The 20,734-nt window shown below is 71.6% G+C and carries 13 protein-coding genes and 1 pseudogene; 6 read left to right on the plus strand and 8 right to left on the minus strand.

From position 1 onward, the window contains the following. Position 1 precedes the first annotated feature (1 nt). A complete protein-coding gene (locus tag QSK37_RS16550; RefSeq protein WP_285621530.1) occupies positions 2-3,133 on the plus strand; it encodes a HEAT repeat domain-containing protein in 3,132 nt (1,043 codons plus the stop codon). On the opposite strand, the gene QSK37_RS16555 is transcribed toward QSK37_RS16550, so the two are convergent. Then, positions 3,123-7,052, minus strand: a complete 3,930-nt coding sequence (locus QSK37_RS16555; RefSeq protein ID WP_285621532.1) for a S8 family serine peptidase — start codon at positions 7,050-7,052, stop codon at positions 3,123-3,125. The genes QSK37_RS16550 and QSK37_RS16555 overlap by 11 nt on opposite strands. 207 nt (positions 7,053-7,259) lie before the next feature. Between QSK37_RS16555 and QSK37_RS16560 the strand changes: the two genes are divergently transcribed. The 4 genes and pseudogenes from QSK37_RS16560 to QSK37_RS16575 all read left to right on the plus strand — a co-directional run bounded on the left by QSK37_RS16560 (position 7,260) and on the right by QSK37_RS16575 (position 11,210). Further along, entirely contained in the window at positions 7,260-8,366 is a 1,107-nt protein-coding gene (locus QSK37_RS16560) for a helix-turn-helix transcriptional regulator (RefSeq protein ID WP_285621538.1), read from the plus strand. A 49-nt stretch (positions 8,367-8,415) separates the two neighbouring features. Continuing rightward, a pseudogene (locus QSK37_RS16565) lies at positions 8,416-9,302 on the plus strand (IS5 family transposase). 94 nt (positions 9,303-9,396) lie between these two features. After that, complete coding sequence (locus QSK37_RS16570) at positions 9,397-9,975, plus strand: winged helix-turn-helix domain-containing protein (protein ID WP_285621540.1); 579 nt, start codon at positions 9,397-9,399, stop codon at positions 9,973-9,975. 8 nt (positions 9,976-9,983) lie between these two features. Continuing rightward, positions 9,984-11,210 (plus strand): MFS transporter, encoded by a 1,227-nt coding sequence (locus QSK37_RS16575; protein ID WP_285621543.1) that lies wholly within the window; start codon positions 9,984-9,986, stop codon positions 11,208-11,210. Here QSK37_RS16575 and QSK37_RS16580 read toward each other — a convergent pair. The 6 genes from QSK37_RS16580 to QSK37_RS16605 form a co-directional block, all read right to left on the minus strand. Further along, positions 11,178-12,431, minus strand: coding sequence for an NRAMP family divalent metal transporter (locus QSK37_RS16580; RefSeq protein WP_285567522.1), 1,254 nt, complete (start codon positions 12,429-12,431; stop codon positions 11,178-11,180). The genes QSK37_RS16575 and QSK37_RS16580 overlap by 33 nt on opposite strands. A 304-nt stretch (positions 12,432-12,735) precedes the next feature. After that, positions 12,736-13,740, minus strand: a complete 1,005-nt coding sequence (gene nrfD / locus QSK37_RS16585; RefSeq protein WP_285621546.1) for an NrfD/PsrC family molybdoenzyme membrane anchor subunit — start codon at positions 13,738-13,740, stop codon at positions 12,736-12,738. Beyond that, the gene (locus QSK37_RS16590) at positions 13,737-14,702 is read right to left on the minus strand and encodes a 4Fe-4S dicluster domain-containing protein (RefSeq protein ID WP_285621549.1); all 966 of its coding nucleotides are present in this window, start codon (positions 14,700-14,702) and stop codon (positions 13,737-13,739) included. The genes nrfD and QSK37_RS16590 overlap by 4 nt, the downstream gene beginning before the upstream one ends. A 2-nt stretch (positions 14,703-14,704) precedes the next feature. Then, on the minus strand, positions 14,705-17,938 hold the full coding sequence (fdh, locus tag QSK37_RS16595; protein WP_285622026.1) for a formate dehydrogenase: 3,234 nt from the start codon (positions 17,936-17,938) through the stop codon (positions 14,705-14,707). Between the two features lie 86 nt (positions 17,939-18,024). Further along, complete coding sequence (locus QSK37_RS16600) at positions 18,025-18,885, minus strand: DMT family transporter (RefSeq protein ID WP_285621550.1); 861 nt, start codon at positions 18,883-18,885, stop codon at positions 18,025-18,027. A gap of 73 nt (positions 18,886-18,958) precedes the next feature. Further along, on the minus strand, positions 18,959-19,504 hold the full coding sequence (locus QSK37_RS16605; protein ID WP_285621553.1) for a DUF421 domain-containing protein: 546 nt from the start codon (positions 19,502-19,504) through the stop codon (positions 18,959-18,961). A gap of 148 nt (positions 19,505-19,652) precedes the next feature. Here QSK37_RS16605 and QSK37_RS16610 point away from each other — a divergent pair, with 148 nt between their 5' ends. Beyond that, on the plus strand, positions 19,653-20,402 hold the full coding sequence (locus QSK37_RS16610) for a (R)-mandelonitrile lyase (RefSeq protein WP_285621555.1): 750 nt from the start codon (positions 19,653-19,655) through the stop codon (positions 20,400-20,402). Position 20,403: 1 nt separating this feature from the next. On the opposite strand, the gene QSK37_RS16615 is transcribed toward QSK37_RS16610, so the two are convergent. After that, positions 20,404-20,631 carry a hypothetical protein gene (locus tag QSK37_RS16615; protein ID WP_285621557.1) on the minus strand — a complete coding sequence of 76 codons (228 nt, stop codon included), beginning with the start codon at positions 20,629-20,631 and terminating at the stop codon, positions 20,404-20,406. Positions 20,632-20,734: the final 103 nt, after the last annotated feature.

Here is a 20,734-nt window from a genome sequence, read left to right on the forward strand (position 1 = left end):
GATGCCCGGACTCGACGTCGACCGCGTGGCGCAGATCGTCGCCGGAGAAGCCGAAGATCCAGGCGTTCGCGGCTCGGGCTACCTCGTCTGCCGGCGGATGGTGCTGACGGCCGCCCACGTCGTCGCGCCCGACGCCCGGGTCCGCGTACGGTTCGTCGCCGACGACGGGACGACCCGGCTCGAGCCCGGTCAGGTGGTCTTCCACGAGGAGGCCGTCGACGTGGCGGTGATCCGCCTCGACACGGGGCAGGAGGTGGAACCCGTCCGCTACGGACGGATCCCGGAACCGTCGCCGGTCGAGGCCGTCGGGTTCCCGCGGTTCCGGCTCCGCTCGCACAAGGACTCCGACGGCAGGTTCCGGGACACCCGCCATGCCCGCGGTACGGCCCACCCCGCGTCGTGGCGGCGCGAAGGCGGCCTGGAGATCATCGTCGATCCGCCCGCCCGCGACCCGAACCCGCGGAGGTCGCCGTGGGAGGGCATGTCCGGCGCGGCCATCTGGTCGGTCGGCCACCTGGTCGGCGTCGTGAGCGAACACCGTCTCGGCGACGCCCTGAACACGCTGACCGGCAGCCGCGTGGACCGCTGGTACACCGAACTGGAGTACAAGCGGCTGAAGCGCCTGCACAACCTCATCGGCCTGCCGCTCGAACGCGCCCGCCTGACCACGATCACGCCGCACGTCCTGAGCCTGAACGCCTACCTCGACGCCGGCGTACGCGCGGCCGACGAACACCCGCGGCCCGGTCCGGTCGCGCCCGGTCTCCGCGAGGTCTACCTGCCACAGGACCTGCGCCCGTACGGCCTGCGGGACGGCTCCGACGGGTCACTCGCCGGTTCCCTGCTGGATCTCGACGGCGACACCGTCGTCGTGGCCGGGCCCGGCGGCGGCAAGTCGTGCATGCTCCGCATGCTGCTGGTCGAGGGCGTCTCCCGGTGGCGGCACGGCCATCCGGACGGCGAGGTCCCGGTGCTGGTCCAGGCCGCCGACCTCGCCGGGCCGGCGCCGCTGCCGTCCGCCCTCGCGGCGGCGGTCGCGCGCGACCTCGCCCCGTTCGGCCTGACGGCGCCGCTGGCCGGTGACTTCTTCCAGGACCCGCCTCGCCCCGGCGGGCGTTGGCTGATCCTCGTCGACGGCCTCGACGAGATCGTCGACCCCGAGACCCGGCGGCGCGTGCTCCGCACGCTGGCGTCGGCCTCGTCACCGGCCCGTCGTTTCGTGGTCTGCACCCGGCCCCTGCCCGACCACGAGCTCGACGTCGCGGGTGACCGTGTCCGGCGCTACGAACTGCGGCCGCTCGGCGCGGACCAGCTCGACGAGTTCTGCGAGCGATGGCTCGGCGCGACCGGCGCGGCCGATCCGGCGGCGGCCGCCCGTTCGTTCACCACGGCGCTCGACCGGGCCGGCGTGCGTGGCCTCGCACGCACCCCGCTCATGGCGACCATGCTCCTCGGGCTCCACGTGTCCGACTCCTCGGCTCCGCTCCCCACCGGACGGAGCGGCGTCTTCGCCCGGTTCGTCGAACTGCTCTCCGAACGCTTCCACGCGCGGGGTCCCGGCGGAATCCATGCCCAGACCCGGGCCGCCCTGGAGCGCTACGGGCCGGAGGTGCTGCGGGCCGCCGAAACCGCCGTCGCCCGGATCCCGGACGTCGTCGAAGAACTCGCGGCCCGGCAGAACAGGGCCGACGACGTGAACGCGGCACGGTTCGTCGCCGCCGCCCTGGTCCGGCCCGAGCCGGTGGCCGAGGCCGTCTGGGACGACTTCGTACGCGACGCCGTACGCCGCACCGGCCTGCTCGTCGGCGACGATCTCCGTTTCTCCCATCGCACGCTGGTGGAGTTCCTGGCTGCGCGGCACGTCGCGAAGGACGAGGCCGCGCACGCCGCCGCGCTCCGGGAGGAGCTCGCCGCCGTGCAGCGGCGGATCCGCGCCACCGGTTACCTGTCGGTGCCGGCCGCCGCGCCCGAAGCGTCCTATCTGGGCTTCCTCCTCGACGCACGGGAGACCCCGCGTTCGGCCGTCAGGACGCTGAACCACCTGGCGACCGGCAGATCCCTCCAGGGGTGCGAGTTCATCGCGGACCTGGCGCGGCTCGGTACCGCGCTTCCGCCCCGCACCGTCCATGAGGCGTCACGCAACCTGAGAAGGCTGGTCCGCCGCAAGCGGGCGTACTCGCTCATGCATCGGGCGAGGGCCGCGGCCGCCCTGGCCGAGCTCGGCGGGGACGGGGCGTCCGACGCCCTGGCCGACATGTACGCGGAACCGGACGGTCTCGGGCCGCGAGGGCGGAAGACCGTCGACGACGAGTGGCGGTTCAGCGACGCCATCCGCTGCTTCGGCAGCGAGTTGCCCCGAGGGTTCATCGCGCTGCGGCTCGCGGAGCGCGGTGACCCACGGGGCGTCCCGCTGCTCATGGCGATGACGCGTGACACCTACCTGCTCCCCTTCACGAGAGTGCACAGCGCGGGCGCCCTCGCCGATCTCGGTCACCCCGATGCCGGAGAGGTCCTGCACGGCCTGGCCACCGACCCGACGATCGACAACACCCACCGGGCGCTGGCCGCGAGGCTGCTCGGGGTGAAGCTCGACGATCGCCGCGCGGTCTCCGTCCTGCTCGCCATGGCGCGCGACGAGGACCTCCCGCCGTTCGTCCGGATGCGGGCGGCGTTCGGCCTCGCCCGCCTGGGCGAGAACCGCGGCGTCTCGATCCTGGTGGCGGCCACCCGCCGCAAGACCGTCCAGGAGGCACCGCTCCCCGGCTACAGCAAGCTTCAGGCCGCCCGGTACCTGGCACGCCTGGGCGATCGACGGGCCCTCGGCATCCTCGACGCCGTGTCCCGCGACGACACGGTCGCGCCCCTCGTGCGCCGCCGAGCCGGCACCGTCCGCAAACGCGTCGCGGCCAGGAACTACTTCGACCTGCCGCTCGAACAGCGTGTCGTCGACGAGCTCACCGGCGGCCGCGTCCGCCGCCGGCTGGTGCCTCTCCTGGCCCGGCCGGCCTGGGTACTCCTGCCCTTCTTCATCCGGCGCTACGGCCGGGACATCGACGCGATGTTCGACGACGCGGGCCCCGCCGACGTCCCCGAGGACGCCGGCGGGGCCAACGAGCACGCCATCAGTAGGTGAAGCGTTCCAGGCCGGTTCCCCAGGCGTTGACGACCCAGCCGGTCCGGGTGGCCGGGTCGAGGTACAGACCCTGCCGGGAGGTGAACTCGAAGTTGGACCCGGCGATGGTCGAGTAGGTCAGGTTCGCGACCGCGTGACGGGCGAGCACCTTCCCGGTGTCCGGATCCAGGACGGTGATCTCGCTCATGGCGTTGTTGTCCGCCTCGGTGCCCTTCTCGAAGAGACTCGCCTCCACGGCGACATGGTGCGCGGCGTCGTACGCGGGCCACACCGGACCACGGGTGTCGGTGGTCGCGGTGGCCCCCTGCGCGAGCGTCTTCTGGTCCATGCCGAGCCACGAACTGACCGGGAAGGTGTTCTGGAAGCCCTGGGCCGCGCCGACCACGACGTACACCTTGTCGCCCTTCCCATCGGGCAGCAGCCCGGCGGTGCACAGCGGCATCGTCGTGACCGGTGTGACCTCACCGGTGTCGAAGTCGGCTCGCACCGCCCCGTACGCCGCGTGTCCCTGCAGGCAGGGCCCCATCGTGCCGGTGGTCGCCACGAACGCCTGCCCGGTGGAGCCGTCGATGACGACGTCGCGGAACGAGCGTCCGGGGTTCTTCGCGTTGATCACCAGCGGGGTTCCGACCGTGCCGGTCGCCATGTCGACGGGCCACAGCCGGGTCAGCCCGGAGCCCGGGTCGTACGTCGTGACCGCTCCCCGGTGCCGTACGGGGTCGATGGTGCCGCCCTCGATGTAGCCGTTCCCGCCGGACAGCGACTGCGTCTCGGTCACCTTCACCGCCGCGCCGGTGCCGGCGTTCCGCACGTCGATCTGCGGACTGGACTTGCCGGAGAACGACGTGTGCACGATCAGCGCGTTCCCGGTCTTCGGGTCCGAGCCGATCACCAGTTGCTGCAGGTCACCATCCGTGCTCTGCGCGACCGGGGCGCCCAGGGTGCCGTCCTTGAGCGCGTACGGCGTCGTGGAGGAGCGGTCCAGCCGGTACGACTGCGTCCCGTCGGCCGAGCTGTACTCGTCGGTGCTGACGAGCGCCCGGCCGCCGGACACCGTGAAGCCCTCGACGGTGCCGGACAGCTGGTCACCGTCGCGGTACTGCACGAAGGACGTCGGTGACGCCTGGCCGATCGGTTGCCCGTGCCGGGTCGCGAGCACCCGCACCGGATACTGCAGCCCGGTGGGCACGTTCAGCGCCGCCAGGTCGAGCGTGGTCCGCCCCTTCGCCGAGGGCAGTGGCCGCAGCAGGGTGGAGACGTGGTCCACGCCGTTGTCGTCCCGGCCGCTGCCGTTCTGGTTGGTGGTGGTGTTGAGCGTCCCGTACAGGGTGGGGGCCGGCGCCATCAGCTCGATCTCGGCCCCGTCCGCGCCCGGCACCGAGGTGACGTCCCAGGAGACGGCCAGCCTGCCGTCCGCCCTGGTGAGGTCGACCGCGTGGGCCGAGGCCCGGCGGCCGGTCCCGACGAGCGGGGCGCCCGGGCGTTCGGCGGCGCCGGCTCCGACGCGGATCGCCCGGAACTCGCCGTAGACGGGGTACACGCCGCCCGACTGCTCGATTCCCACGCCGTAGAGCCCGGCTCCCCCGGCGACGAACGCCGAGGCGGGGATCGTCACGGTCCCCTTCGGCTCCGTGAGCGGGGTGCTCCACTGGGCGCGGAAGAGGTCCACGCCCGCGTTCGGCGTGTAGTGGCCCACGGAGGACAGGAGGAGGCGCGGCGAGCTCAGCCCGCGGACGCCGGTGAGGTCGTACCGCACGGTGACCGGCCGGCCCAGCGGCACGGCGCCCGGCGCGTCCGGTGCCTGCGCCTGCTCGTACGTCCCGTCATTCGCGGTGAAGGTGAGCTTGCGCGAGACCGCGGCGAGGACCTTGCCGGCCCGCACGGCCTGGAAGGTCACGTTCACGCTCCGGGCGTCGTCGGAGGTCGCCGGCAGGCCGGCCGCGGCGAGCAGTTCGCCGGGCAGCACCCGCAGGCTCGGCCCGGAGGCGGGGATGACGCCCTTGTCCCCGACCTGGAGCCGGTAGGTGACGCCCGTCCGGTCGCCGGTCAGGTCCAGGCCGAAGGTGATCGGCGACACGGTGTTCTGACCGGACGGCCCGCCCGCGGCGTCGGCCGGGCCGGCCAGGTCGATGGCGGCCGGGTCGGTGCTCTCCACGAAGTACGTCGCGTAGGCGCTCGGCACGAGCTGCCGCTGCGCCACCGACATCCGCACCGCGGAGGGGGTGACGCGGACGGCGCGGGACAGCACCTTCTCCACCGCCGCGGTCACGTCCAGCTGCGTACCCATGTGCAGTGCCTGGTCGGCCTGCGGCGTCGGCGCGATCGGGCGGCCCGTGGCGACCAGGAGGTCACGCACCTGGCGGGGCGTGAGCCGCTGGTGGGTGGCCTTGGCCGCCTGCAAGACGTCCGCCACCGCGGCGGCGATCATCGGTGCGGACGCGGACGTCCCGCCGTTGAGGACCACGGACACGTCCTGCGCGGTGCAGTTCCGCGAGCACACGTGCTCGAACGCGGGCAGGTTGTCGCCGGGCGCCGCGAGGTCGACGCGGGAGCCGAAGCCCGACGAGTACGCCGTCGACCCGTTGTAGCGGGTGGTCGGGTACACACCGCCCCGGACGTCGGAGGAGCTCAGCGTGTCGTCCAGGGTGGTGGCGCCCGCGGAGATCACGCCGGTGTCCTTAACGAGGGACGGCGTCGTGGTCGGCGTGACGTCGTCGATGTCGGTCTGCGCCGCCGCACTGGCGGTCCGGTCGGTCGGCGTGCTGCCGCCGTCGGGACCGACCGAGACGGGCAGGGCCAGCCGCGTGCCGTCGTTGGAGGAGACGACCACCGCGATGCCGGACCTGACGATGTCCGCGAGGGTCGCACGGATCGTCGGGTCGTCCTCCAGCCACCGGGACGGGAACCCGAGGCTGCCGTCGGTGCCGAAGCCGAGGCTGGCGGTGATGACGTTCGGGCGCGGCGTCTGGGCGGCCGCGGCGCGCAGGGCCGCGCTGATGCCCGCGGCGGACGGCTCCTTGGGGATGACGAGCCGGTAGTCGGCGCCCGGCGCGATGCCGAGCAGGTCGGTCACGCCCTGGCCGGTCGCCTCCGGTCGCTGCCGGTCGTGCGGCAGCGGAGCCATCATCGAGAAGTCCAGGAGCACCTCACCGAGGTACGGGTCCTGACCCTCGGTGGAGCCGGTGGCGTCCAGGTGGGCGTCGTTGTCCGCGACATAGGTGGGGATCAGCGGCATGGACGGGATGTCCAGGTACCGCTGCCCGTTCCTGACGACGGTCGTCGGACCGTACTGCGAGACGTAGGCGTCGCCGGCGTCGGCCATCGACTGGTCGGTCAGGTCCCCGATCGACACATTGGTGATGGTCTGCCCGGCGCCCGGGAGCGCGTGCAGGTAGGTGGCGGCGTCGTGGAAGGCGCCGACGGCGTTGACGCCCTGGGCGTTCAGGTAGGACTGCAACGAGGAGGTCAGGCCCTCGTTGGCGGGCACGCCGGCGTCGGCGTCCGGCGCCGTCGTGGCCTTCGGCGCCTTCGCGGACCGCTTGACGTCGGCGGCGACCGAGGCGGGCAGCTTCACCGGGCCGGTGTTCATCGGCTGGATCCGCTGTTTCGCGGCGCCGAGGGTGTACGCGGCGCTTCCGGCCCGGGCCTGGATGGCGGTGTCGGGGGCGGTCAGCGTCGCCTTCAGTCCGGTACGACCGGCGGACCGCGGCACGGGGAAGGTCCTGGTCCTGCCCTGCTTGTCGGTCAGGGTGCCGGTGCCGTCATCGGACCACCGGACCTTCGAGCCGTCGGCGAGCTTCAGGGAGTGGGTGGCCGGTTTGGGCTGCTTCGCCGTGGCGGCATGGGCGGTGAGGGAGGCGGAGGTGAGCGGGACCGTCAGGACCACCGCGATCGCGGCACGTCTGAGACGTCTGTGCATCAGGCCTTCTTTACGGGGGGAGGGCGGAGTTCGGCGGGGCAAGATCACCCTCAGCCTCCGCCCAGCCCCGGACAAGGCCTTTCCGCTGCGACTCTGCGCAGCTTCACAAACGTGCAGTGAACACCCCAAGCGGGCGCGAACCTCGCAGATCGCCAGCCGCCGAGTAAGATCAGCGAACACCGCGTCTTCTCGGGAACGGAGCCGCCGATGACCGAGTCGTCCGATCCCTGGGACGGCACGGGCCTGGCGCCTCTCGCCGGACAGATCCTCGAATACCTCGTCGAACATCCGGAGTCGAGCACCGCGGAGATCGCCTCGGCGCTGGGCACGTCCTCCGCCGCGGCGAGCCGGGCGCTACGCACCCTGGAGACCGAACTCCTGGCCGCCCGCGTGAGCCGGCGGCCGCTCCGCTGGAGCGCCAACCCGCCCCGGCCCGCTCTCGCGTCGCTGCTCGCCCGCCGCCGCGAGGAACTGGCGCGGGTGGAGATGCTCGCGGAGAGGCTGCACGACGCGTACGGCTCCACGTCCCATCAGCGGTTCGCCTCGGACCAGTTCGAGATCCTCGACACCAAGAAGCGGGTCACCGCCCGCTACACCCACCTGCTGCAGACGAGCCGTCACGAGGTTCTGCACCTGGTGATGCCCCCGTACGTGACGGTGCTGGAGGCCACGCCGCACCGGCTGAACATCCAGGCCGCGGCCATCCGCCGTGGCGTGCGCTTCAGGTCCATCTACGACAGCGACACCTTCACCGACGACATGTCGCTGTACACCGCCCAGCAGGGCGTCGCGATCGGCGGCGAGATACGCCTGAGCGGCGGTCTGCCGATGAAGCTGGTCCTGTTCGACGGCACCAGCGCGATCATGCCGTTGCGCGAGGACGACCCGGCTCAGGGGTCGCTGCTCGTGCACTCCCCCACCCTGCTGTACGTCCTGACCGCCCTCTTCGAGAACCTGTGGGAGCACGGCGTCCCGTGGCGCAACGGCTCCTCCCGTCCGCCCTCCACGCCTCTCGGCCGCGACCGCCCCGACGAGCGAACGCGCGAGATCCTGCGGCTGATGTCCCTCGGGATGAAGGACGAGGCGATCGCCCGGGTCATGGGGCTGAGCCGGCGGACGATCCAGAAGCACATCACCGACATCGGCGCCGCCCTGGGAGCCAGGACCCGCTTCCAGATCGCCCTGTCGGCCCAGGAACGCGGATGGCTCCCGCCCACCACGGAATCCCCGCCGGGCCTCCCCGGCTACGGACGACCCGCGCACTCCCCGTCGCGCTGCTCAGGCCCACCCGCCCAGCGCGCCAACGCAGGCTAGGGCGTGTTTTGTGGATCTTGGGTGATGGGCGCGGGTTTGATGGCGTGTCATGGTGCGTCGTCATGAGTTGAGTGATGCCGCGTGGGCGCGGATCGAGCCGTTGTTGCCTTCTCATCCGCCTCGGGGTGGACGGTGGCGTGATCACCGGCAGGTGGTCAACGGCATCGTGTGGAAGATCCGTACCGGTGCCGATTGGCGGGACATCCCGGAACGGTACGGGCCCTGGCAGACGCTGTATCAACGGTTCCGTCGCTGGTCGGCCGATGGCACGTGGGACCGTCTGCTGGAGCATGTGCAGGTTCATGATGATGCGGTCGGTGATGTGGACATGAGTGGTGTGTGCGTGGACTCCACCATCGTGCGTGCTCATCAGCACGCCGCCGGCGCCCGTAAAAAGGGGACACGACCGGGACGAACGGGCAGCAAGATCATCAAACCGGCCGGGCGCTCGGACGATCCCGGGGCGGGCTGACCACCAAGATCCACCTGGCCTGCGACGGACGCGGTCTGCCGCTGTCGTTCCTCATCACGGGCGGCAACATCAACGACTGCACGCGCCTGGTCCAGGTCATCGAGGCGATCCGGATCCGCCGTAGGGGTCCCGGCCGGCCGCGCACCCGGCCGCTGCACCTCATCGCCGACAAGGGCTATTCCACCAACAAGATCCGCACCTATCTGCGTCGGCGCCGGATCCCGCACACGATCCCCGAACGCCGCGACCAGCTCGCCACCCGCGCGCGGCGTGGATGGCGTCGCTGCGGCTTCGACAAGGAGATCTACCGGCGCCGCAACGTCGTCGAACGCTGCTTCAACCACCTCAAACGCTTCCGCGGACTCGCCACCCGCTACGAAAAGCTCGCCGCTCATTATCGGGCTGTGGTGACCATCGCCAGCCTCATCCTGTGGCTCAACCAAGATCCACAAAACACGCCCTAGCCCCACCCCGCCCCGCATGGCCATCATCGGCCGTTTCGCGTTCGCTGCGACAAAAGACTCTTTGAAAAGAGTCTTTTGAAGCTATCGTCCTCGCATGGACGGATCGGAGAGGAAGCTTCGCGACGCGCCCGAGCTGCGCGCGCTCGCCCACCCCGTGCGCATGCGGCTGTGTCAGGCCCTCTACGAGCGGGGTACCGCGACCGCCACCGAACTCGCCGAGATGATCGGGGAGAGTCAGGCGAACTGCTCCTGGCATCTGCGGCAGCTCGCCAAGTACGGCTTCGTCGAAGAGGCCGGCGGCGGAAAGGGCCGGGACCGTCCGTGGCGGCCGGTGGCCCGTCCGTTGTCCTGGGGCGACAGCGGCGAGTCCGGTGAGGTGGCCGCCGCCAGTGACGCGCTCAGTACGCAGTACCTGGAGCAGGAGTTCGCCGGGCTGCGCGACTGGCAGGCGTGGCGACGCACCGACCCGCCCGAATGGCAGGACGCCGCGAACTGGGTGCAGAACATCGACTGGCTCACCCTCGACGAGCTGCGAGAGCTCAATCAGGCCCTCATCGCGATCGTGGGCCGCCACCGCGAGGAGCGCCGGGACCCGGCGAAGCGGCCGCCCGGGACCCGCCGGATCCGGATGTTCGCCTGGGCCGTGCCCGCGGCACCGTACGCCGACGACTGATGCGTGCCGTGCTCAGACTTCCGGCGTTCCGCCTGCTCTTCGCCGGCCTGGTCGCGAGCATGGCCGGCGACGCGCTGTTGATGCTGGTGTTCGGCATCTGGGTCAAGAGCCTCACCGGCTCGAACGGCGCGGCCGGCCTGGTCACCCTCTTCATGGCGATGCCGTACGTCGTGGCGCCGCTCGGCGGCCGGCTGGTCGACCGGTTCCGGCACCGTCCCTTCCTCGTGGTCGTCAACATCGCCTCGGCGGTGATGCTGCTCCCGCTGTCAGCCGTACGTGACGCCGCCGACGTGTGGATCATCTACTCGGTCGCCGCGCTCTACGGCGCCTCGTCGGTGACGATCGCCGCCGCGCTCGGCGGCCTGTTGAAGGAACTGCTCACCGAGGATCTGCTGGCCGGCGCCAACGGCGTCCTGCAGACGGTCAAGGAAGGGCTTCGGCTGGGCGGCCCGCTCGCGGGCGCGGCGCTCTTCGCGGTGTCGGGCGGCACGGCCGTCGCCGCGATCGACGCGGTCACGTTCCTGGTCGCGGCGGTCGCCATCGCCCGCATCCGCCTGCACGAGGACCCGCCGGCGCGTTCGGGCCGGCACTGGCTGAGCGAGATGACGGCGGGTCTGACCCACATCAGGGCGGACGCGGCGCTGCGCCGCATGACGGTCGCCACGGCCATCGGCTTCCTCGTCATCGGCATCGACGAGCCGGTGCTGTTCGCCGTCGTCGGCGAGGGACTGCACCGGCCGCCCGGGTTCGTCGGCGTGCTCGCGTCCGCGCAGGGCGTCGGCGCCATCGGCGGAGGGCTGCTCGCCGCCCGGCTCATCGGGAGCGTCGGCGAACTGGCCGCGATCATGATCGGCATGGCGACCGTCGGGCTCGGCAACGGCCTGTGCGCCCTGCCTTGGCCGGCCGCCATCCTCACGGGCACGGCCGTCGGCGGCCTCGGGCTGGCCACGCTGGTCGTCGGATCCGCCACCGTGGTGCAGCGGCGTACGCCCGGTCCGCTGATCGGGCGGGTCTCCACCGCGGCCGAAACCCTGGCCGGCGGCCCACAGGCGATCTCCATCGCGGCCGGCGCCGCCCTGGTGTCCATCGTGGACTACCGCCTGCTGCTGACGGTCGTCACCGTGGGCATGCTCACCGCCGCCGCCTCCCTGTGGACCGTACGCCGATCGACCGAGCCCCCGGCGCCCCATCGGTGGGAGTCATCAGTGGAAGATGTCGCCGAGGGACGACAGTGAGTTCACGCCCGCGTACACGGTGAAGATCCAGGCGGCCGCGCCCAGCGCGATCAGGGCGACCGGGTAGCGGTACGCGCCGCCGGCGATCAGGTCGCGGCGCCGGATGGCGACCCACAGCAGGATGGCCAGGCCGATCGGCAGGATCAGGCCGTTCACCGCGCCCGCGAAGACCAGGAGCTTGGCCGGGGCCTGGCCGAGGACCAGGAACAGCACCGTGGTGATCGCCATGAATCCCATGACGCCCTGGTGGAAACGGCGTTTCAGCGGCTTCGCGAGCGACTGCAGGAACGAGATCGAGGTGTAGGAGCAGCCGAGCATGCTCGTCATCGACGCACACCAGAAGACCAGGCCGAACAGCCGCTCACCGGCCGAGCCGAACGCGTGACCGAACGCCGATCCGGCCGGGTCCGCCTTGCTGAGCTTCACGCCGCCGTACACCACGCCCAGGAAGCCGAGGAACAGCACGATGCGCAGCACCGAGGCGACCAGGACCCCGGTGAGCGAGCCGCGGTTGATCCGCTTCAGGTTGCCGACGCCGGTGATGCCGTCGTCGATGAGGCGGTGCGCGCCGGAGTAGGTGATGAAGCCGCCGACGGTGCCGCCGATGAGGGTGAGGATCGGCAGGAACGGCAGCGAGTGCGGGGCGACGGTGCGCACCGCCGCCTCGCCGACGGGCGGTGCGGTGACCAGGACCAGCGCGATGATCAGCGCGATCTTGATGCCTCCGAGCACGACCACCACGCGGTCCACGGCGGCGTTCATGGCCTTCGCGGTGAAGACGGCGATCGCCAGGCAGCCGCTGATCGCCACGCCGATCCGCACGTTCAGCCCGAAGAGTTCGTGCAGTCCGAGGCCGGCGCCGGAGATGTTGCCGAGGTTGAGGATCAGCCCGCCGAACACGATCAGGACGGTGAGCACGTGGCCGGAGCCCGGCAGCGCCTTGTTGGCGAGGTCCTGGGCGCGCATACCGGACAGGCCGACCACACGCCAGATGTTGGTCTGGATGGCGAGGTCGATGATCAGCGAGATCACGACCGCACAGGCGAATGAGGCGCCGTAGGCCGACGTGAAGGTCGCCGTCTGCGTGATGAACCCCGGTCCCGCCGCGGTGATCGCCATCAGCAGGGCCGCGCCGAGCAGCGGCGGCACCCGCCACCGGCGCGTTCCACCGTCCTCGACGGCCGGGCCGCGCGCCGGTGAGCCGCTCGCCGTCTTCGCCATTCGAACCTCCGGGGGGGTTGGGCAGCCACAGGGGGAAAGCCCACTATTTGAGTCGAGTAGCAATAGTAAGACGTCTGACGTCTACTTTGTCGAGTGGCCTCGGCGGTTGACGACCCGCTTAGCGGGACGACGCCGCGCCTGGGATCAGGCGGCGTACGTCCTGGTGAACCGTTCGACGGAGTCCACAGCTCGCGTTCGCGCCGCGGCCGGTCGCGAACGGGGTGAGGGCCATCACCGGCAGCATCCGGCGCATCGCGAACCGGGCCTTCGGCGCTGCTGCCGCCGCCATGGGTCCGGCCCGCCGTCAGCCGGCATCGGCCTCCAGACGCCGGCGCTGGGGCACGACGGTGTACTTCGGGTCCTCGGCCGACCGCATCCCGGCGGCGAAGACGCCGAACCTCGTGCAGGCGGACGCGGTCAGCAGCGCCGCGCCGCCGAGGACCGCCGCCGTACGGCTGCGCCCGCCCAGCAGCGCGGCCCCGGCGGCGCCGGCGGCCGAGAGCGCCGTCGCCGCGCGCATCAGCCGCCCGGCCCGGCCCGTACGGTACGTCTCGCCGATCATGCCGAGGCGGTGCTCCATCAGCTTGGCGGCGGTGACCTCGAGCGCCGCGCCGAAGACCGCCGTGCTGCGGGCCGGAGCGTTCTCCTCCGCCGGAGCGGCGATCAGGGCCATGCCCGAGGCCGCGGCCGCCGCCGAGCCGACGAACACGAAGGGCAGCTCCCGGTACCCCTCGTGCCACGCGGGCACGGCGGTGTCGGCGGCCAGGACCGCCGTGTACGCCGCGACCGCCGGGCCCAGCGTCGCGGCCCCCGCGGTCGCGACGCGCCCGAGACGCGGGAAGAGCCCGGTGACGTCCAGCACCGCGGCGGCGCCCGCCGCCGGACCATAGGCCGTCAGCAGCCAGGTACCCAGGCTCATCGGCGAGGTCGGTTTGATCACCCGGAGCATGTTGGCGAACCGGGCGGGACGGCCCAGATCGTGGACCAGCGCCACGAGAGAACCCGAGATGGCCACCAGCGAGGAGATCTTCAGGGCCCGCGCGGTGCGCGGGCGGCCGGTGAGCTGCGCGCCGGCGGCGAACACCGAACCCGCGCCGGCCAGACCGCCGAGGAAGAAGTAGCCGGCGATGTCCAGCGGCTCCCACACCGGCGCGTTGATGATCGGCTTGCCGTAGTAGGAGGTGAATGTCGCGTCCGGCACCATGGCCCGCTCGCCGCGGCCCCCTCGGCGGCCCTTACGGCGCCCCGGGCCCTTGCCGACGAGCGCCTCACGCCCCGGGAGTTCCCCGCCCGCCTCCGAACCGGTCATCGTCTCCCTCCCGTACGGCCGTGGGCGGCGAACACGGCGGCCAGGCCGCCCAGCAGGGTCAGCGCGGCGGCTCCGGCGTGACGCCACATGGAGGGCAGGTCGCGGGTCGTGACCACCGGGTCCGGGGGCAGCCCGTACACCTCGGGTTCGTCGAGCAGCAGGAAGAACGCGCCGTCGCCCCCGACGCCGTCGTCCGGGTCGTGGCCGTAGAGCCGCGCGTCCGTGACGCCGACGTCGTGCAGCCGCGTGATGCGTTCGGCGGCCCGCGCCCGCAGCTCGTCCAGCGGGCCGTACTGGATCGACTCCGTGGGGCAGGCCTTGGCGCAGGCGGGTGTCAGCCCCTCGCCGATGCGGTCGTAGCAGAGCGTGCACTTCCAGGCGCGGCCGTCGTCCTTGCGCTGGTCGATGACGCCGTACGGGCAGGCGGGGATGCAGTAGCCACAGCCGTTGCAGACGTCCTCCTGGACGACGACGGTGCCGTACTCGGTGCGGAAGAGGGCGCCGGTCGGGCAGACGTCGAGGCAGCCGGCGTGCGTGCAGTGCTTGCACACGTCGCTGGCCATGAGCCAGCGCAGCTCGCCGCCCGGGCCCGAGCGGCGAGCCGACGAGCGAGCGGAGTGGGGGCGAGGTACGAGCTCCCGCGGAGCGAGTGAGGAGGGGAGCGCGTCAGTGGCAGGCGTGGTGGGCGTCATGGGCGCCTCGGCGGGCGGCGTCCCGGAGTCCGGTACGGGCCCGGCGTGGTCGACGCCCGGTTCGGCCAATCCGACGGGTTTGCGCTGTTCGATGAAGGCGACGTGGCGCCAGGTGTCGGCGCTGAGACCCTCGGTGTTGTCGTAGGACATCCCGGTGAGCTTGAGACCATCCTCGGGGATGGCGTTCCACTCCTTGCACGCCACCTCGCACGCCTTGCACCCGATGCACACCGAGGTGTCGGTGAAGAAGCCCATTCGCGCAGGAGACATCGTCACATCTCCATTCCGGTCTCGTCGGTGATCCCGGCGCGCCGCCGGTACTCGCGGACGAACTCCAGGAGTGCGGGGCCGCGTGGCCTGCGGCCCGGCCGGATGTCGCAGGCCATCGCCTTGACCTCCTGAATGTGGGTGTTCGGGTCGAGGACGACGGGCGCCAGCTCGTTCGCCGCGTCGCCGGTGGACAGGCCGTTCGGGCCCCAGTGGTAGGGCAGGCCGACCTGGTGCAGCGTGCGGCCGCCCACTCGTAGCGGGGTCAGACGCTCGGTGACCAGGACCCGCGCCTCGATGGCGGTCCGCGCGGTCACGATGGTCGCCCAGCCCAGGTGTTCCAGCCCACGCTCGGCCGCCAGTTCCGGCGAGATCTCGCAGAAGAACTCCGGTTGCAGCTCCGCCAGGTACGGCAGCCACCGCGACATTCCGCCCGCCGTGTGATGCTCGGTGAGCCGGTACGTCGTCGTCACGTACGGGAACACCTCCGACCCCGGCGGCTGGTAGCGGTTCTCCGGATGCCGGATGACCTGGCGCACCGGATTGCTCTGCTGGGAGTAGAGCGGGTTGGTGAACGGCGACTCGTGCGGCTCGTAGTGCGCCGGCAGTGGCCCGTCGACGAGCCCCGCCGGGGCGTACAGCCACGCCTTGCCGTCCGCCTGCATGATGAACGCGTCGGTGCCGCTCAGCGCGTCCGGGCCCTTCGCGCCTTCTTCCGGCCGGTAGTCCGGTGCCTTGCCCGGCTCGAAGTCCGGGACGTCGTGGCCGGTCCACTTCTGCCCGTCCCACCACACGTAGGCCTTGCGTTCGCTCCACGGGCGGCCGTCAGGGTCGGCGGAGGCGCGGTTGTACAGGATGCGGCGGTTGGCCGGCCACGCCCAGGCCCATTCCTTGGCCACCCAGTCCTGCTCGGTACGCGGTTTGCGCCGGTCGGCCTGGTTCACGCCGTCGGCGTAGACCCCGCAGTAGATCCAGCACCCGCAGCTCGTCGAGCCGTCGTCCGTCAGCTCGGTGTAGGCGCTCAACGGCCGGCCGTCGGGCCCGGAGCCGTTGATCTCGGCCAGCACCGCCTCCGCGTCCGGCTCGGCGATCGCGCCATGGACGGGATAGTCCCAGGTGAGGTCGAGGAGGGGACGGTTCATCTCGTCGGCGGAACCGGCCAGTTTCGCGCGGATCCGGCGCCCGAGGTGATAGGTGAACCACAGGTCGCTGCGGGCGTCGCCCTGGGGCTCGACCGCCTGCCGGTGCCACTGGAGCAGCCGCTGGGTGTTGGTGAAGCTGCCCGACTTCTCGGTGTGCGCGGCGGCGGGCAGGAAGAACACCTCGGTGCCGATGTCCTCGGTCCGCAGCTCCCCGGTCTCGATCTCCGGGCCGTCCTTCCACCAGGTCGCGCTCTCGATCAGGGAGAAGTCGCGCACCACCAGCCAGTCCAGCGCCGCCATGCCCAGCCGCTGCATCTTCGCGTTCGCCGAGCCCACCGCCGGGTTCTCCCCCATCAGGAAGTAGCCGTGGCACGTGCCCTCCAGCTGCGCCATGACGGTCTCGTACGTGCTGTGGCTGCCGGTCAGGCGGGGCAGATAGCCGAACGCGTAGTCGTTGTCCTCGGTCGCCGCCGGTCCCCACCAGGCCTTCATCAGGCTGACGAGGTAGGACCGCAGGTTCCCCCAGTAGCCCTTCTCCGCGCCCTCGGCCTGCACGAATTCGTCCAGCGTCTCGTTCTGGTGCGCGTGCGGCATCGGGATGTAGCCGGGCAGCAGGTTGAACAGCGTCGGGATGTCGGTGGAACCCTGGATCGACGCGTGCCCGCGCAGTGCGAGGATGCCGCCGCCCGGCCGGCCGATGTTGCCGAGCAGCGACTGCAGGATCGAGGCGGTCCGGATGTACTGCGCTCCCACCGTGTGCTGGGTCCAGCCGACCGCGTACGCGAACGCCGTCGTGCGCTCCCGCCCCGAGTTCTCGGTGACCAGCTCGCACACCCGCCGGAACGTCTCCTGCGGCACCCCGCACACCTGCTCGACCATCTCCGGCGTGTAGCGGGCGTAGTGCCGCTTGAGGATCTGGAAGACACACCGCGGATGGGTCAGCGTCTCATCGGTGTGGATCTCCCCGGACACCCCGGCCCCGCCGGCCCCGTGCGCCTCGCCCCGGGCGGCCTCCCGGATCGTGGACTCCGCCTCGGTGCGCTCCTCGTACTCCTGGTCCCGTTCCCCGGAGGCGGCCTGCACCACGGCTCCCTCGTACTGCCAGGTCATCGGGTCGTAGCTGCGGTTCTCCCGGTCCAGGCCGGAGAAGACGCCGTCGAGGTCCTCGGTGTCGCGGAACTCCTCACCGACGATGGTCGCGGCGTTGGTATAGGCCAGCACGTACTCCCGGAAGTCCTTCTCGTGCGTCAGCACGTAGTTGACCAGCCCGCCGAGAAACGCGATGTCCGATCCCGCCCGCAGCGGAACGTGCAGGTCCGCCAGCGCGCTCGTCCGGGTGAACCGCGGATCGACGTGGACCACCGTCGCACCGCGCGCCTTGGCCTCCATCACCCACTGGAACCCCACCGGGTGGCACTCGGCCATGTTCGAACCCTGGATGACGATGCAGTCGGCGTTCGCCAGGTCCTGCTGGAACGTCGTGGCGCCGCCGCGCCCGAAACTGGCCCCCAGACCGGGGACGGTGGAGGAGTGTCAAATACGGGCCTGGTTCTCGATCTGGATCGCGCCCAGGGCGGTGAACAGCTTCTTGATGAGGTAGTTCTCCTCATTGTCCAGCGTCGCCCCGCCCAGGCTCGCGAACCCCATGGTCCGCCGGACCCGGGCCCCGTCCTCCTCCCACTGCCAGCCCCGCTCACGCGCCTCGATCACCCGGTCGGCGATCATGTCCATCGCCTCGTCGAGGCTCAGGCGTTCCCACTCCGTGCCGTACGGCCTGCGGTACAGCACGTCGTACCGGCGCGCCGACCCGGTCGTCAGCTGAAGACTCGCCGACCCCTTCGGGCACAGGCGACCACGGGAGACCGGCGAGTCGGGATCCCCTTCGATCTGGACGACCTTCTCGTCCTTGACGAAGACGTCCTGCCCGCAGCCGACGGCGCAGTACGGGCAGACCGACTTGACCACCCGGTCGGCGGTGCCGACCCGCGGCCTGAGCTCGGCCGTACGACGGCTCATGGCGGACTCACCCCGGCCGGACCGATCCTCACCACGGAACTGGCGGTACACCGGCCAGGACTCCAGCCATCCGCGCACCAGGGGTCCCCCTTTCCTCTAGACCGCCCTCCCCTGGAACAACCTGGTCAAACACGGAGGCTCAACAGCCTGGCGGCGGACCGGCGCGGTCAGGCGTTCTCGTTCTCGCCCTGCGCGCGGATGGGAGCGGAGCGGCTGAGGCGGATGCTCCCGTAGAAGATCAGCATGAAGCCCGCCACCTCGGCGATCATCCACGGCCCCGTCCGGACGCCCTCGCCGAACATCGTGGTGCCGTACACGACGGCCGATACCGGGTCGGAGATCGTCAGCGCCGGCTGTGCGGCGACCAGGGTGCCGCTCTGCAGGGCGTTCTGCAGCAGGTAGACGCTCCCGAGGCCGGCGGCCGCCATCGCGTACGGCTGCCACGACGTCACCACGGTGATCATGCCCTGGTCGACCAGGTTCGTCGTCGCCTTCATGAACGTGGCGGTGAACGCGAATCCGACGCCGGCGGCGACTCCGAGCACGGCCGCACGCGGCGCTCCGTTCAGCCACCGCGCCACCAAGACCAGCCCGACGATCACCGCGAGAGTGATCACCGTGGCGATCACCCAGTCCACCGTGTCCGGCGTGTGGCGGCCCTTCGTGGGCGACGCCGCGCTCAGGAACCCGGCCAGGCCGGCCGTCATCGCGGCGACCGCCACCCAGGTGCGCCGGTCGAGGCGGAGCCGGGACATCCGGGCGAGAAGGATCATGGTGAAGGGCAGCTCCGCGACCAGGAGCGGCTGGACCAGGGCCAGTCCGCCCCTGGACAGGGCCAGCGCCTGGAGCAGGAAACCGGCGATGAGCGCCCCGATCCCGCCGAGCCACACCGGGCGGCGGAACAGGCTCCACAGCAGCGCCGGGCGGAAGGCGAACTCCTTCGGGGCCGAACGCGCGGCGCGACGCTGCAGCACCGACGCCAGAGCGTTGCTCGCCGCGGCGAGCAACGCGAACAGGACCGCGAGCACTCTCAGTCACTACCCGCACCATGGAGAACGGGCTGCTCGCCGACGGCGCCGACCGGCTTGCCGACGACGGCCCTCAGGCCTCGCCGGCCGGCACGTCCACCGCCTCCCGCAATCCCGCCCGGACCAGTTCGGGCACGCCTGCGACCGGGTCGGTGCCGGTGACCACCGTCAGGCCTCCCTTGGCCTCATAGAGAACGAAGCGCACGCCGGACAGCTCGCACACGCCCCGCTGCCGGAGCTGGGCCAGCAGGTCGCTCTCGGTCAGCCCGCAGATCATCAGCTGGTGGCGGCGCACCTTCCCGTCCGCGACGAGGACGCGGATCCGGTGATCGGTGAGGCGGCGGAACAGCGGCTGCGCCCGCAGAGCGCTGACGACGCGGTGCATCGCTATGAGGGTGACCAGCGCCACGGCCCCGGTGACGAACGACTGGTTCGACGCGATCGCCGTGCGGCCCACGATCGCCCCGACCGCCACCGCGGCCACGGTGTCGATGATCGTCCACTGGGCCAGCGTGCGTCTCTCTCCAAGACGCAACGCCGCCAGCGCCGTCACGTAGATCAGCGCGGCCTTACCCGCGACCGCACCCAGGTGCGTCCAGTCCCCCGCCAGCCAGGACATGCTCGCTCCCTCCGCGCGCCGCCGTCCTCTCGGGGCATACGTTCCCCGCCGCCCACCTCCCCGACACGCCTTCTGTACCTACTAGTATGTACACTCGCGGCACGAGGGAACGCCTCATTGGAAGCACTCGCGAAGGAAGCCCGAAAGCATGCGAATATCCCGCGCCTCACGCACCGCTGTGTCCGCCTCGTCCGAATGGGTCACCGGCGACGCCCGGGTCGAAGAACTCGCCGCCCCCGAAGGCCCGTCCCGTACGCAGGTCGACGGCGTCCGCTTCGCGCCCGGCGCCCGCACGCACTGGCACCGCCACCCGGTGGGGCAGGTGCTCGTGGTCACGGAGGGCACGGGGCTCGTGCAACGTCGCGGTGGAAAGGTCGAGACCATCCGCGCGGGCGACACCGTACGGATCGAGGCCGGCGAGTGGCATTGGCACGGCGCGACGCCCAACGCCGCGATGACTCATCTGGCCGTTGAGGAGCTGCCGGAGGACGGGAGGGCGACGGAGGTCGCGGAGGCCGTGACGAACGCCGAATACGGTGGCGACACCGTACGGACCGATCCGGCGCCGCCGCTCAGTCGCGAGATCGTGATGGACCAGAAGCTGCCGGAGCCGCTGGCCGTCCAGCGCGTCGAGATCCGACGGATCACCATCGCGCCCGGGTACGCCGCGGGGCTGCACGTCCACAACGGGCCGGTCTTCGGCAGTATCGAGACGGGCTCGGCGGTCTACCAGATCGAGGGCGAGGCCGAGACCGTGTTGCGGCCCGGCGACGTGTTCTACGAGCCCGAGGGCGTGCGCGTCGCGCGCTTCGACGCGCGAGAGGACGGCGTGACCTTCCTCGGGTACTTCCTGCTCGCCGACGGCGTGAACGCCGAACTGGTTATCCCGACGACCTGACTCAGCAGCGGTGAGCGGCCCACAGGTCCGGCCACATGCCGCCCCGGTCGGTGCCGGTGGGGTCGGCCGGGGTGCGCGGCCGCTTCGGGGTGGCCGTACGCCGTTCGGGCGGAGCGGCGGCGGTCTGGGCGTCGTCGGGACTCGGAGCGGGAGCGGCGGAGTCGGCCTCCGCCCGGGCCTCGCGGCCATGGACCCGGCGAGCCGGCGCGAAGGGGTTCCTGGTGTGCATGCGCGCGCCCTTCCCATCGGTGCGAGGGGCCGCGCTGTTGGACCCGGCATGCGCCGGACCTCGGCGAATGCTGCTCATTCACCTTCGGCTACCCCGCACCATC

It is taken from the genome of Actinoallomurus iriomotensis (genome assembly GCF_030269445.1).
In the GTDB taxonomy this organism is placed as follows: domain Bacteria; phylum Actinomycetota; class Actinomycetes; order Streptosporangiales; family Streptosporangiaceae; genus Actinoallomurus; species Actinoallomurus iriomotensis.